This window comes from Paenibacillus sp. 19GGS1-52, assembly GCF_022369515.1.
In the GTDB taxonomy this organism is placed as follows: domain Bacteria; phylum Bacillota; class Bacilli; order Paenibacillales; family Paenibacillaceae; genus Paenibacillus_AQ.
The window spans coordinates 3,829,389-3,844,660 of record NZ_CP059724.1 but is presented as its reverse complement, the minus strand read 5'-3'; the positions used below and the strand labels follow the sequence as shown (position 1 = coordinate 3,844,660).

Sequence of the window (15,272 nt, the reverse complement as noted above, 5' to 3'; positions counted from 1 at the left end):
TTTCGTTTGTGTGATATATATGATATACAAATGTTATTTTAAGTGACTCCAAATCCTAAATGCAGCTTTAAATATCGGTTTTCGGCCGAATAGGAGAATGACTTCGCATTACTATGTTATATTATATAACATAAATAAAATTTGAAGTATGAGGTGAGTGTTTTGGTATTCAGATATAACGGAAATGCTTTTGATCGCCATTTTCTACCAAGACTGACGACTCAGGAAATTAAAGCGATGCCGAAGGAGGATGTGCTAATTGTCCTTCCTGTAGGTGCCATTGAGCAGCATGGACCTCATATGCCTGTCTACACGGATACTCTACTGGGGGAGGCATTGATCGCGGAAACATTCAAGCACCTTCCCGAGGATGCCCCCATCTGGCTGATTCCTTCTATTAATTATGGTAAAAGTACCGAACACACAGAATTTCCAGGCACGTTAACATTGTCAGCCCAGACTTTAATGATGGTGCTTCAGGATATCGGCGCATCCGTCGCCAGAAGCGGATTTAAGAAGCTGCTGCTGTTCAATACCCATGGCGGAAACGCTGACCTACTCGGCATGATGGCGAGGGAGATCCGTATCTCAACTGGACTTGCCGTGTATCGTCTTGATCCGGGCTCGGTCCATTACAGCGATTCATTTACAGACGACGAAGAGAAGGCAAGCGGCATTCACGCGGGAGATGTGGAAACTTCCCTAGTTATGGCAGTCTGCCCGGAATGGGTTCACCCTGAACTGGCTCTACGGGAGATGCCGAGGTTTCCTCAGTCGACTTCATTCTCCTTCCGTTCCAAATCTTTTGCTTGGGTGATGAAAGATATCTCTCTCAGCGGAATCGCCGGCGATGCAACCAAAGCGAGCCCTGAGCGGGGAGAGGCAATGCTGAACAAGGCGGGCCCCCTTCTGGCTGAAGCTCTGCTGGAGATTGCCGCATTCGACATGGAATCTTTGAAGGAATAAGGAGAGGAGATGCAACAGCATATGGAAGTGACTGCGGTAAGAAAAGAAAGGGTGCGAATGGGGCAATTGTCCAAAGTGTATCCCGACGGAACCGTCGCTGTTAAGGACGTGAATCTCACCATTAACGAAGGCGAGTTCCTCAGCTTTGTCGGCCCTTCTGGCTGCGGCAAATCGACGATCTTCAAGATGATCACCGGCTTGTCTGGACCAACGGGAGGAACACTTGAGGTTATGGGAACCACTCCCAAGCAGGCCCGCAAGCAGAGTGATACAGCCTTTGTCTTTCAGGACCATACGTTATTGCCCTGGAGCTCCGTTATTGACAATGTGTCCCTTCCGTTGGCGTTACGCGGTGTATCCCGTAAAGAGCGTCAGTTGGAAGCGGAACGCGTACTTGAGTTAGTAGGACTGAAGGATTATATGAAATCCATGCCCAGACAGCTGTCTGGGGGAATGAAGATGAGGGCCTCAATTGCCAGAGCACTCATATCCAAGCCTAAGCTGCTTCTAATGGACGAACCATTTGGAGCGCTGGACGAGATTACGAGGCAGACACTTCAGCTTGAGCTGCTCGACCTCTGGAGCCAAGATCAGGAAATGACCGTATTGTTCGTCACGCATAATGTTTTCGAAGCCGTATTTTTGTCTACACGAATTGCTGTCATGACGCCTAGACCTGGAAAGGTAGCCGCAGTAATTGACGTGCCTGTCCCGTTTCCACGGAGCGAATCTTTCCGAACCACCCCGGAATTTGGGCAGATTGTCCGTACCGTTTCAGATGCGTTGAAGCACTGAGTTACTGACTCATATAAGAAGAAGCGGCTTCGCCATCCTTTTATAGAGGGTACCCGCTTCTTCGAGAAATATAAGGATAAGTTATCGTGTGAAACCTATAAAATCTTATATTTGAACATATGTGGAGAGGAGGATCAGCTGATGACAGTTGGATGGATACAGGAATTGACGGAATTAGTCGGGATAGAAGAGCTGCTCCTCGGTTTCGATCAGCGTGATAAACTCTCGAAGGATTATTATTGGTATTCTCCCGTCCTAGAGCCGCTGCTCAGGGACAAGAGAGCTGATGCTATCGTCATTCCGGAGACAGAGGAACAGGTTCCTTTAGTACTCGGATTCGCATACCGCCACGGAATTCCGATCACGACGCGTGGATCGGGAACTGGAAATTATGGTCAGTCGGTACCCCTGGAAGGTGGTATTGTGCTGGATCTCAGCCGACTAAATATCGTACAGGAAGTGACGGACGAATACGCCCGAGTTCAGGCAGGTGTTCGGCTAGGGGCATTGGAGAAGCTTCTTCGTGAGCAAGACAAAGAGTTGCGGATTTATCCAAGTACATTCATGAAGGCGTCGGTAGGCGGCTTTGTCTGCGGTGGCTCCGGTGGTATCGGCTCCATCACCTGGGGGAACCTGTGGGACGGAAACGTGCTCGAGGCTGTCGTGTACACGATGGAGGAGACTCCCCGAAGACTTGTTGTCAGTGGGCCGGATCTGGTCGCATACATTCATAATTACGGAACCAACGGCATCCTGACGGAACTGAAGATTCCCATCTCAACGAAGGTAGCCTGGAGACAGACGGTTGTGCAATTTGACGATTTCGAAGCGGCTTTCCGTTTCTCTCATGCAGTAGCCATGGACGACTCCATCCGAAAGCGTTTGGTCACGCCCGTTGAATGGCCAATACCTTCATTCTTCAAACCGATTGTGAAGCACCTTGAGCCAGGTGCGAGCGCATGCTTACTAGAGACTGAGGAAGGCACCGAGCAGGCGCTTGCAGCCCATGCCGCAGCGGTAGGCGGACGAATCGGCTATGTCATCCCCTCTGATCTATATCATACCACCATTGGTCTATCTGATTTCACATGGAACCATACCACCCTCTGGGCTCTAAAGACAGACCCATCGCTCACCTATCTCCAGGCGGGCTTCCATCCGGTTGATTTCCCCGGGCAAATCAGACAGATCAAGGCTGAATTTGGTGATGAAGTTCTTATGCACCTCGAATTCATGCGTTCGGCGGGCGTAATTGTCCCAGCCGCGCTGCCTATCATCCGCTATACGACTCATGAGCGGTTATATGAGATTATCGCGTTCTTCCTATCTATTGGCGTCGGAATCAACGATCCTCATACTTGGAGACTCGAAATGGGTGGACGAGGACAAATGGATGCCATGCTTGCAGCCAAGCGAGCGAACGACCCACATTCACTGCTTAATCCAGGCAAGCTGCAGATTCCCGCTGTACAGGAAACGATAAAGGAGTGATGAGAGATGAGGAAAGAAGTTATTGCCGCAGACCCTGGTATTTACTCTCTATCGGAGACAAACCCGAGAGTCGCGTCGGAGAGGAAAGCATATAAATTCGGGTGGTCATGGTGGAAAACGCTGCTTCCTCCCATCATAGCGTTCGTTATATTTGTTGGAGGGTGGGAACTGTTCTGCCGACTGGCTGACATAAAGCCTTATTTGCTGCCCAAGCCGTCCGACATCGTTCTGGCTGCATCGGAGAACGCTGCGAATCTGTGGGTATCGGTATGGACGACGATCATCGAATCGGTAATCGGCTTTCTGCTAAGTGTCGTGTTAGGCGTTGGCTTTGCGATCATTCTGGCAAGTTCCAAGCTTGTCGAGAGAAGCATCTACCCGTATGCCATTATTATGCAAACGATTCCGATCGTTGCCATCGCACCGATCATCGTTATCTGGTTTGGTGCTGGAGTCAATGCAATCGTCATTATCGCGTTCTTAATCGGATTTTTCCCCATGCTGTCCAATACACTGATCGGACTTAACTCAACCGATCACAATATGAAGAACCTGTTCTACCTGTATAACGCTTCGCCATTTCAAACCATGTTCCGGCTGCGTTTACCGTCTGCACTGCCCTACATTGTTGCCGGACTCAAGATTTCCTGTACTCTTGCTGTCATCGGAGCCATCGTAGGCGAATATATCGCTGGCATCGGAGGAGGGCAGGGGGGCTTAGGTTATGCAATCACTGTCGCCGCCTCCCGTCTCCGAACCCCATATTTGTTCGCCTGCGGATTTTCGGCATCTTTGCTCGGTATTACTTTTTTCCTTCTGGTCAACGCGTTCTCCAAGTGGATGCTCAGCTCTTGGCATGAATCTGAGATGAAATCGTCGGAAGGATAGGGAAACGACAACTCGAAAGGATGTGACGACCATGCTGGCTGATCTGGAAATCATAAATGCAAGGTTGCCCCTTGCAGAGGGAGGCGGTTTGTTCAAGTTAATGATCAAGGATGGGAACTGGTCTTCCATTGAAGCTCAGGAAGGGCTCGTTGTCTCAGATCGGCACCTGCCGATCTCCAAGCTGAATTTTGATGAGCTTCGGACAACCAAGGAAGTCGATCTGCAAGGGCGGGTGCTGCTGCCCGGATTTGTAGATGTCCATATGCATCTGGACAAAGCATATTCTATCGCTCATGTTCGCAATCGCTCGGGAACACTCATGGAAGCGATCGAGAATTATCGTTCCGTCGTTCCGACGTTCAGCAAGGAAATGATCAGGGAACGAATCATTAAATCTGCGCTTCGAGCGGCTTCCTTCGGTAGTCTCACGCTTCGTAGTCATCTTGATGTCCCCTTTCATCTTGGACGTGAGATTGCACTCCGTACGGTGGAGGCAGCTTTGGAGGCAAGGGAGATGGTGAAGGATTTCGTCGACATTCAGTATTTCCCCATGTATTTCTACGATTCCGCCCACCACCGAGGAATCACTGAGTTCGCTGAGGAGACGTTGCGTATGGGCATCGATGGCGTCGGCGGAGCCCCCCATCTGGCACCTGACCCGGAAGCAGGAATCCGCTGGGCGCTCCAGCTCGCGACAGCATTTAACCGGCCGATTGATCTGCATTGCGATGAATCCGACAATCCCGAAGTCAAGACGATCGATTTCTATAGCGACCAAGTTCTATTGCACGGCTATGCCGGAATGGCAACGGCGGGTCATCTATGTTCACTCTCCGCGATGGCTCAGAAGGAAGCTGACCGGCTAATTGGTAAGATGGTAGAAGCGGGAATTAGCGCAGTCACTCTTCCCGTAGTCAATCTGTATCTGCAGGGTCGCGGCGATCAGGGAAATGTAAGACGAGGTCTTACGCGTGTCAAAGAGCTATTGAAAGCTGGAGTTCCCGTTGCGGCGGCCTCCGACAACATTCAGGACCCATTTCACCCATTCGGACGTGGAGACATGCTGCAGATTGGACTTATGACTGCCTATGCTGCACATCTGGCTAGTGAAGTGGATCTGGATACGATACTACGGATGCTGACGCATCTCCCAGCGGCCATCGCTGGCATTTCGGAGTACGGCATTTCTATCGGCAATCCGGTGGGCTTCGTAGTTCTGGATGCAAGCTCAGGAGAGGAACTCTTTCAGGAGCTTCCTGCCACACGCTGGGTGTACAACAAGAAGCGCTGGATTTATGCGTCTGAGCTGAAGCAGCAGTGGACGAACCCGATTGCAGCACTTCTGTCTTAAGTGTCTAGTCTACCATCGTTAGCCTGCTCAGTTAGTTTTCCTTGAGTGCTTGTTCGCCCAAAAGCGGATGCACATATAGATATCATTAATAGGATAAGGGAGGAAGAAACATGCTCACAATAACTACAAGAGGTAAGCATTTCAGGTTATGGGGGCTGTCTCTAATAGTCACGTCTGTCATGGCGCTGTCGGCCTGCGGTTCCGACAAGAATGGAGACGTTTCTCAGGGCAGCGAATCGACAGGTAACCAACAGGCGGAAGTCAAGCTGACCAAAGTCACACAGGTGACGAACTGGTTTGCGGAACCGGAGCATGGCGGTCAGTATGCAGCGCTCTCGAAGGGCTTTTACAAAGACGCGGGTCTAGACATGACGATCCAGCCAGGCGGTCCAGGTGTCTCTGCGTCGCAGATCGTGGCTTCCGGCAAAGCCGAATTCGGAATGGGGCAGGCGGATGAGATCCTGCTGGCGCGGGAGAATGGTATTCCGCTGGTGGCGATCGCGGCAACCTTTCAAAAAAACCCCCAAGGCATTATGTACCATAAAGACAAATACAAGGACATCTCTGAGTTGAACGGTCATAAGGTTTACGTGGGCAGCGGTGTTGCGTTCTGGGAATATCTCAAGAAGGCTTACAAACTGGACACTGTACAAGAGATGAAATATACCGGTTCTCTTGCAAATTTCGTTGCCGACCCGGAATCCGCCACCCAAATATATGTCACATCCGAGCCGTTCACGATGCAGCAGGAGGGCGTAGATGTTGACTACTTCCTTAATTATGATCTTGGCTACAAGCAATACGGCAACATCCTGTTTACCACAGAAGATTACATTAAGAACCACCCGGATATTGTCAAAGCCTACGTCGAAGCCTCCATCAAAGGCTGGGATTACTATAAAGATAATTCTGAAGAAATCAACAAGGTAATGCAGGAAAAAAACCCGGATCTGAAGCTGGAAGCGATGGCCTTTGGCACGAAGGCTCAGGAGGCACTGGTCTATGGCGGGGACGCGGAGACTAACGGAGTCGGCTACATGAACAAGGAAATCTGGGAAGGGTTGCAAAAGCAACTGGTCGATATCGGTATTCTAAAGAAAACTGCTCCGATCGACGAAGCATACACGAACGAGTTTCTTCCTGGAAAATAATGAGTTGTCAGTGCGGGGCACTGATCGCGGCTGCATTCGATTCTTTACCTGATGGAGGGAGGAGCGAGAATGGCGAAGGTCTTGATCGTCTATTTCAGCGCTTATGGACATATTCACCGGATGGCTGAAGCGGCTGCAAAAGGGGCTTCAGACGAAGGGCACGAGGTAAGACTGGGACGCATACCGGAGTTCCGTTCTCCCGACAACGTAACGGCACTGCTTGACCATCCGAGCCACAGCCAAGAACGCGATGAGGATATGCTGTCCGGCAAGTTCCGTGTCGGTGCAAGATGGGAGAAGTATGAGGCCTCACAGGAAGAGCAAAAGGATGTTCCTGAAGTGTCTCATGACGATTTGCGCTGGGCAGACGGCATTGTGTGGGGCTTTCCTACCTATTACGGATCGATGCCAGCTCAGGTCAAGTCGTTCCTTGATATGTCAGGCAGTCTATGCGCTAGTGGAGAATTGGAGGGCAAGCCGACGGGAGTTATGACGAGTGCCGGTTCGATCCATACTGGCCATGAAGCAACCATTCTCACCTCTATCGTGCCATTGCTTCATTTCGGTCTGATTTATGTCGGTCTCCCCTATTCGCAGAATCCAGAATATTTGACAGCGGATGCGATCGGCGGTTCTCCCTATGGGCCCTCTACCCTGGCGGGTCCAGATAGTTCGAAAACACCCGATGAGCGAGAGTTGATTATGGCAGGCAGGCTGGGCGCTCGTGTAGCACGATTTGCTGAAGCGACCAAGGGCATCAAATGAATGGCGGGGATGAGATGATTTATGATTTGATAGTGAGAAATGCCCTGCTAATTGGTAACGACACCTATACTGATATTGGGATACGGGATGGGAGAATAGCAGGGATAGGCCAGTTGGCAGAAGAGACTGCTGCGGAGACGATCGACGCGGAAGGTAGACTATTGGTACCTCCGTTCGTTGAGCCGCACGTCCATCTGGATACAGCACTAACTGCAGGAAATCCGGTCTGGAACGAAAGCGGTACGCTGGCGGAAGGAATCGAAATCTGGTCTTCACGCAAGCTGATGCTCACAAGGGAGGATGTCATCGCAAGAGCGGAGCGCACGATTCAACTGTATCTCGGTTACGGTGCCCTTCATCTGCGAACGATGGTAGACATAGGAGATCCTAAGCTGATGGCGCTGGAAGCCATACTAGAGATCAAGGAGCGCTATCGCGGGCTGATAGATATCCAGGTTACCGCATTTCCCCAGGATGGAATCATGTCTTGTCCAGCTAATGAAGAGCGGATGAAGGAAGCTCTGCGTATGGGCGCGGACGGTGTGTCTGCGGTTCCGCATCTGGAGCATACACGCGAGGAGGGAGTACAATCCTTGCGTAAGGCGTTCGATTTGGCGGAGCGCAGCGGTGCATATGTTCATGTGTTCTGTGACGAGGCCGATGACGAGAATTCCAAATATCTGGAGGTTTGCGCCTCCTTGGCTCTATCTACAGGAATGGGTTCTCGGGTGACGGCAGCGCATGCAAACGCCGCGGCTTATTATAACGAATCGTACTTCCAGAAGATTATGGGGCTGGTCAAACGATCCGGTCTCTCGATCGTCGCCTGTCCGCTGATTAACAGTGTTATGCAAGGTCGCTATGATAGCTACCCCAAGGGAAGAGGGATTACGCGCATCAAAGAATTTCAGCAGGCGGGTATTAACGTCGCGTTGTCCCACGATGATATCCGTTCACCCTTCTATCCCCTAGGAACCGGCAATCCGCTGGATGCCGCCCACATGGGTGCCCATCTGGCCCATATGAGCGGAAGAGCCGAAATGCGAAGCCTGATTGGGATGATAACAGAAGGCGGAGCAATAGCGATGAGTCTGGATGAATATAGTTTCCAAGGTGGCGAACTTAGAAATGGAGCTCCAGCCTCGTTCCTCTTATTCGACGCCAAGGACTCAAGCGACTTGATCCGCCAGCGCCTGTCACCCCGGTTCGTGTTCCGAAGCGGCCGCATCATCGCTGAGACTTGGCCCGCAATCACAAGCCTGTTGGATGCAAAGGCTGATGGAAGAGCTAATCTAGCCATTCCGCTTCCAATGAAAATGGGGGTTTCCCCTAATCGATCATAAGCAAAAAGGATTGAGCAGAGATATCTGTTCAATCCTTTTTTTTGAATGAAAGATAAAAGAAGTCTCGTATAAAACCACCGCGTTCAGCAGCACTGACAACTAATCCTCTGAAACTGGCTCGGAATATTTTCCGAATCCATCCTCACACGTAATATCCAGTTCAAGAATGTTGTAAAGAGATTGTTTGGAATCCTCTAATTTTTTTTGAGCGTCTTCGATTCCTGCTATTTTTTCTTTAATAATGCTTGTTTGTTCATCTTTTGAAATGCCATTTTTCGAGATCATGGATTGTATATCATTAATTGAAAAACCAACAGCTAAACAATTTTTAACAACATCTAGATGATGAATGATTTCTGAAGCATAATTCCGATAATTATTCTGTTCTCTCAATATATATTCATCAGGGATAATGCCTATTTTCTCATAGTAACGGATGGTTGATATAGGTAGGTCAACCATTTCCGCTACTTCACTAATCTTCATATGAATCACCTCATTTTTTTCTCTTGCTATAAAGTATACTTCATAGTTTACAATCCTCATAGTGAAGAAAAGTGGAGTACAGCACGATCTCACAAATATAAAAAAGGAGCTAATAATATGACATCATTAAAATTCACCAGTAAATTCCACAAAACAAACGATTTCAATGAAATCGTTTTGGAGCGCCATTCCGTTAAAGTCTATGATCCTGAAGTGAAAATCAGCCGGGAGGAAATGACCGAAATTTTGGCGGAAGCTTCCCTTGCCCCCTCTGCCATTAACATGCAGCCGTGGCGTTTCCTTGTTATCGACAGCGCAGAAGGCAAAGAAAAACTTGCACCGCTAGCCTCCTTCAACCAGACACAAGCTCTAACATCTTCGGCTGTCATTGCGGTATTTTACGATGCAAATAACATTGAATATATGGACGAAATTTTCGGCAAAGCAGTAGAACTTGGATACATGCCACAGGAGATCATGGATATGCAATTGAAACAAGTAAAACCTTATTATGCGAACATGTCCGCATCCGACCTGCGTGACGTGAACCTGATTGATTCAAGCCTCATTTCGATGCAGCTGATGCTTGTTGCCCGTGCGCACGGATATGACACCAACCCGATGGCCGGCTATGAGAAGGAACAGATCGCCGAAGCTTTTGGACTGGACAAAGACCGGTTCCAACCAGTCATGTTGATCTCGATAGGAAAAGCAGCCAAAGAGAGCTATCCGTCCTACCGCCTGCCGGTTGAAACTATCACAACTTGGGCATAATTATCAGTTATTCTCCAGAGAAAAAATTAAAGTGGATAGTGGGAAGTTATAGTATTAGTACTTGGTTAAGCGGAAGAAAAAGAGTTATTAATAGTCCACCGGTTTTTACCGGTGGTTTTTTACTCATTGAGCCCCATCCAGATATTCCTTTATTGTCCTAGTGAATAGACGCTAACTAAATCCTAAAAATATCGAATTAATTCGTTTTACTTATAAATTGCACTATTTAAGCCTCACAAATGCTTAGGCTGTCTGCATTCAAACAGGTATAATTATAAAAGATTAAATTCGAATAACTAGGAGGCAGAGTTCACTAAATGAATATTAGACCCATCCAAATTATAGATAATGCATCTATCGAACACATCATCAGGAACTGCTTGATCGAGTTTGGCGGTAACAGAGCCGGCCTTGCCTGGGAAGATGACAGTCTGCCTGATCTATATCATTATTATAATAATGGAAAAGACCGTGCTTACTGGATTATTGAAGCGGAGGGAGAAGTTTTGGGTGGATGCGGTATTGCTCCTTTTACCGAATCAGGTAACATATGTGAACTGCAGAAAATGTACTTATCCTCGAAGATTAGAGGAACCGGAGCAGCAGCTGAACTATTGCAGATAGCCTTGGACTTCGCCAAACTCCATTACAATAAGTGTTATTTGGAAACCTTGCAAAACATGCATGCGGCCAACCGCTTTTATACGAAATATGGGTTTGAGTCTTTAGAGGCACCACTTGCAGGTTCAGAGCATTTTGCCTGTGATGCCTGGTATATTAAAGATTTAGGCGAATGAAGTACATAAATATGGAAGCTCCAGAATGGTGGTGTTCGATCACCATGTTGAATTTTTACCAATAAGAAACCACAGAAGAATCAAAATCCCACTGGTATAATGAACAGTGGGATTTTCTTGTGATCTGGAACATAATGAGGTCTGAATTCACTACCAACCCTGTACTACATTAGATTTAGTTAACTATCATGGAATCGCATACCTTTTCCGTAGAATTGCCTCTTATTGTTTGCGATGCACTGTCTCTATAATGGGGATGTATTACTTTGAGAGGGGGAACGTCTGCATTTCCACGATCGGCAAGGAAGGTGAGAACAGACTGGATATACGGAAAGCGCTGGAAAATGAGACACCACGTCTTGAGAACGCTACCATTCGAAGTACTTTCGGAGGTTTACACCTTTTCTCGCAATACACATTATTGAGGAGGAATATAATGCGCAACAAGTATGTCGTATGGTCACTTATAGTAACCATGCTGATCTCAAGCTTATTCCTGGCAGTCGGATCTCTCGTTCCTGTATTTGCCGCCGGCGGACCGAACCTGACGCTGGGCAAAAGCATAACGGCGAGTGGTCAATCTCAAACTTATAGTCCTGACAATGTGAAAGACAGCAATCAAGACACCTATTGGGAAAGCACGAACAACGCGTTCCCGCAATGGCTTCAAGTCGATTTAGGGGCAAATACGAATATTGATCAGATTGTGTTAAAAATACCTGCGAGCTGGGGAACTCGAACGCAAACACTGGCCGTTCAAGGCAGTACGAACGGTACAACGTTCACGAACATTGTCGCATCCGCGGATTATATATTCAATCCGTCAGTTGCCGCCAACGCAGTTACGATCAACTTTGCTGCAACAAGCACGCGTTACGTTCGGCTGAACGTAACAGGCAACACGGTCTGGCCGGCAGCGCAATTCTCAGAATTCGAAATTTATGGCGTTAGCGGTTCTACACCAACACCAACACCAACACCAGCGCCAACAGGTACGTACCAGGCTGAGTCCGCTGCACTCTCGGGTGGAGCCAAAGTAAATACGGACCACACCGGCTATGCAGGTACGGGCTTTGTTGACGGTTATTTATCGCAAGGTTCATCGACGACTTTCACAGTCAATGTAACGGAGGCAGGTAACCGAGGCGTAACGCTGAAATATGCCAACGCGAGCGGCAGTGCGAAGACCATAAGTATCTATGTCAATGGCACGAAAATCCGCCAATCCTCGCTGCCTAATCTGGCAAACTGGGATACATGGAGTACCGTATTGGAAACACTTAGCCTGAATGCCGGAAACAATACAATCGCATACAAATACGATGCGGGCGATTCCGGCAACATCAACCTTGACCAAATCACGGTAGCGACGACGACCTCCACTCCAACAGCAACACCGACTGCTACACCAACACCAACGGCTACGGTAACCCCGACAGTAACACCATCGGCGACACCGACGCCCCCTTCTGGCAGCAATATCGCAATTGGCAAATCAATTACTGCATCTTCAGGCACATTATCGTTCGTGGCTACAAATGCTAACGATAACGATATCAATACGTACTGGGAAGGTGGCAGCAATCCAAGCACACTGACGCTCGATCTGGGAGCGAATTATAACATTACATCCATCGTGCTGAAACTGAACCCGTCTTCTGCATGGGGTACACGCACGCAAAACATTCAAGTACTCGGTCACAACCAGAACACAACGACCTTCAGCAATCTGATTTCGGCGCAAACTTACACATTCAATCCTGCATCCAGCAACACGGTGACGATTCCGGTTACGGCGACGGTTAAACGTCTGCAGTTAAATATTACGTCGAACTCTGGTGCATCAGCCGGACAAATTGCTGAGTTCCAAGTATTCGGTACGCCTGCTCCGAATCCAGACCTGACGATTACAAGCAACTCTTGGTCACCGTCTGCTCCGATTGAGACAAATGCAATTAGGCTGAACGCAATCGTTAAGAACAACGGTAATGCCGATTCCGCGGCAACTACGGTCAACTTCTACCTAAACAACGAGCTTGCTGGCTTCGCTCCGGTAGGATTGCTTGCGGCAGGCGCTTCGACGACGGTATCACTGAATGTCGGAACGAAAACTGCTGCGTCTTACTCGATCAACACCAAGGTAGACGAGAGCAACGCGATCATTGAACAGAATGATGAGAACAACAGCTACACGAACCCATCTTCACTCGTTGTCGCTCCAGTTTCCAGTTCGGACCTCGTAGCAACTGCATCATGGACACCAAGTAATCCAGTTGCCAATAATACGGTAAGCTTTACCGTAAATCTTAAGAATCAAGGAACTATTGCTTCGGCAAGTGGTTCTCATGGAGTCACAGTAGTTCTTAAGAATTCTGCTGGTTCAACGATTCAAACCTTTAATGGAAGCTATAGCGGTGTCATAGCTGAGGGAGCATCTGTCAATGTCGCTATTCCAGGGACGTGGACAGCCGTAAACGGCAACTATACTGTGAACACAACCGTTGCAGTAGATGCTAACGAAGTCACAACTAAGCAAGCAAACAATGCAAGTACAACCAGCTTGGTTGTGTATGCCCTACGAGGAGCGAGCGTTCCGTATAGCCGATATGATACTGATGACGCCACTCGCGGTGGTTCGGCCACTCTGAAGACTGCACCGACATTCGATCAAACACTGATTGCATCGGAAGCTTCCGGTCAGCGCTATGTAGCACTTCCATCGAACGGATCCAATCTACAATGGACTGTTAGACCGGGTGAAGGTGGAGCAGGTGTGACTATGAGATTTACAATGCCCGATTCATCCGACGGTATGGGACTTAATGGTTCACTTGACGTTTACGTCAATGGTGTTAATACCAAGACAGTACCATTGACATCCTACTACAGCTGGCAGTATTTCTCGGGTGATCAGCCTGGAGATGCTCCTAGTGCAGGGCGTCCACTCTTCCGATTTGATGAAGTGCACTGGAAACTGAACACTCCACTTCAGCCTGGCGACACGATCCGTATCCAGAAGAACAATGGGGATAACCTGGAATATGGTGTCGACTTCATCGAAATCGAACCTCTTCCTGCTGCTATAGCTCGTCCGGCTAACTCAGTTTCGGTAACGGATTATGGTGCGATTGCGAACGATGGCGTGGATGACCTTGCTGCTTTTAATGCTACTGTTACTGCGGCTGTTTCATCTGGCAAGACCTTGTATATCCCGGAGGGGACGTTCAACCTCAGCAGCATGTGGCAAATCGGTTCTGTCAGCAATATGATCAACAACTTCACTGTCACGGGTGCGGGTTTCTGGTATACGAACCTCCAGTTTACCAATCCCAATTCAGCGGGCGGCGGGATCTCGCTCCGTATTTCAGGCAAGCTTGATTTCAGCAATGTGTATATGAATTCGAATTTGCGGTCGCGGTATAACCAAAATGCAATCTATAAAGGCTTCATGGACAATTTCGGCACCAATTCGGTAATTCACAATGTCTGGGTAGAACATTTTGAGTGCGGGATGTGGGTAGGGGATTATGCACATACTCCGGCGATCTTTGCGAATGGGTTGCTAGTTGAAAACAGCCGGATTCGGAATAACCTGGCTGATGGCATCAACTTCTCGCAAGGGACTAGTAATTCGACCGTACGAAATACCAATGTGCGAAATAACGGTGATGATGGTCTTGCCGTATGGCCGAGTAATACCTTTGGCGCCCCCGATGGTGTAAACAATACTTTCTCTTATAACACTGTTGAGGATAACTGGCGTGCGGGGGGAATTGCCTTTTTTGGAGGAAGCGGCCATAAGGCTGACCACAACGTAATCATCGACACTGTCGGCGGTTCCGGCATCAGATTGAATACCACGTTCCCTGGAGCCCATTTCAACAACAATACCGGCATTCTTTTTTCGGATACTACCATAATTAATAGCGGTACCAGTAGGGATCTTTATGACGGTGAACGCGGTGCAATCGATCTGGAAGCTTCTGGCGACGGGATCAAAAATGTAACGTTTACCAACATCGATATCATTAACACACAACGCGATGCTATTCAGTTTGGCTATGGTGGTGGATTTCAAAATATCGTATTTAACAACATCACCATTGATGGTACTGGTCTTGATGGAGTAACCACCTCACGGTTCTCGGGAGCACATAAGGGCTCAGCTATCTATACCTATACTGGTAATGGATCTGCGACTTTCAACAATCTGACGACCCGGAATATCGCTAACCCCAACCTGAATTTCATCCAGACGGGTTTTAGCCTGATCATCCAGTAAGCATTCTGGTATACAAAAAGGGAATCCGTTTTTTTACGTGGTGTGCGATCCTATTTCACTGGACTGATAAACAGTTGTGATATCTTTATGACAGTTCCGTAGTCTTTGCAAGATTATATCTAAAATAAGTTTCCATGGCGTACAAAAAAATGCGAGATCTCCGAATCCGGGATCTCGCATTTG

12 protein-coding genes are annotated in these 15,272 nt (G+C 48.3%); 11 read left to right on the top strand and 1 reads right to left on the bottom strand.

Features of this window, described 5'->3' with window-relative positions; genetic code table 11:
- The first annotated feature begins 153 nt into the window (after positions 1-153).
- From H1230_RS17905 to H1230_RS17870, 8 genes are all read left to right on the top strand, one after another.
- Positions 154-966: a creatininase family protein gene (locus H1230_RS17905; RefSeq protein ID WP_239711263.1), complete on the top strand. Its 813-nt coding sequence runs from the start codon at positions 154-156 to the stop codon at positions 964-966.
- A 9-nt stretch (positions 967-975) separates the two neighbouring features.
- Positions 976-1,761, top strand: coding sequence for an ABC transporter ATP-binding protein (locus tag H1230_RS17900; protein ID WP_239711261.1), 786 nt, complete (start codon positions 976-978; stop codon positions 1,759-1,761).
- Between the two features lie 141 nt (positions 1,762-1,902).
- Complete coding sequence (locus tag H1230_RS17895; RefSeq protein ID WP_239711259.1) at positions 1,903-3,252, top strand: FAD-binding oxidoreductase; 1,350 nt, start codon at positions 1,903-1,905, stop codon at positions 3,250-3,252.
- A 6-nt stretch (positions 3,253-3,258) separates the two neighbouring features.
- Complete coding sequence (locus tag H1230_RS17890) at positions 3,259-4,140, top strand: ABC transporter permease (RefSeq protein WP_239711257.1); 882 nt, start codon at positions 3,259-3,261, stop codon at positions 4,138-4,140.
- Between the two features lie 31 nt (positions 4,141-4,171).
- Positions 4,172-5,491, top strand: a complete 1,320-nt coding sequence (locus tag H1230_RS17885) for an amidohydrolase family protein (RefSeq protein WP_239711255.1) — start codon at positions 4,172-4,174, stop codon at positions 5,489-5,491.
- 110 nt (positions 5,492-5,601) lie between these two features.
- Positions 5,602-6,642, top strand: a complete 1,041-nt coding sequence (locus tag H1230_RS17880) for an ABC transporter substrate-binding protein (RefSeq protein WP_239711253.1) — start codon at positions 5,602-5,604, stop codon at positions 6,640-6,642.
- Positions 6,643-6,711: 69 nt separating this feature from the next.
- Positions 6,712-7,407, top strand: coding sequence for an NAD(P)H-dependent oxidoreductase (locus tag H1230_RS17875; RefSeq protein ID WP_239711252.1), 696 nt, complete (start codon positions 6,712-6,714; stop codon positions 7,405-7,407).
- Positions 7,408-7,421: 14 nt separating this feature from the next.
- Positions 7,422-8,750 (top strand): amidohydrolase family protein, encoded by a 1,329-nt coding sequence (locus H1230_RS17870; RefSeq protein ID WP_239711251.1) that lies wholly within the window; start codon positions 7,422-7,424, stop codon positions 8,748-8,750.
- Between the two features lie 99 nt (positions 8,751-8,849).
- Here H1230_RS17870 and H1230_RS17865 read toward each other — a convergent pair whose 3' ends face one another.
- Positions 8,850-9,236, bottom strand: a complete 387-nt coding sequence (locus H1230_RS17865) for a helix-turn-helix domain-containing protein (RefSeq protein WP_239711249.1) — start codon at positions 9,234-9,236, stop codon at positions 8,850-8,852.
- Positions 9,237-9,353: 117 nt separating this feature from the next.
- Here H1230_RS17865 and H1230_RS17860 point away from each other — a divergent pair, with 117 nt between their 5' ends.
- The 3 genes from H1230_RS17860 to H1230_RS17850 all read left to right on the top strand — a co-directional run bounded on the left by H1230_RS17860 (position 9,354) and on the right by H1230_RS17850 (position 15,089).
- Positions 9,354-10,010 carry a nitroreductase family protein gene (locus H1230_RS17860; RefSeq protein WP_239711247.1) on the top strand — a complete coding sequence of 219 codons (657 nt, stop codon included), beginning with the start codon at positions 9,354-9,356 and terminating at the stop codon, positions 10,008-10,010.
- Positions 10,011-10,327: 317 nt separating this feature from the next.
- Positions 10,328-10,807, top strand: coding sequence for a GNAT family N-acetyltransferase (locus H1230_RS17855; RefSeq protein WP_239711246.1), 480 nt, complete (start codon positions 10,328-10,330; stop codon positions 10,805-10,807).
- A 436-nt stretch (positions 10,808-11,243) separates the two neighbouring features.
- Complete coding sequence (locus tag H1230_RS17850; protein WP_239711244.1) at positions 11,244-15,089, top strand: discoidin domain-containing protein; 3,846 nt, start codon at positions 11,244-11,246, stop codon at positions 15,087-15,089.
- Positions 15,090-15,272: the final 183 nt, after the last annotated feature.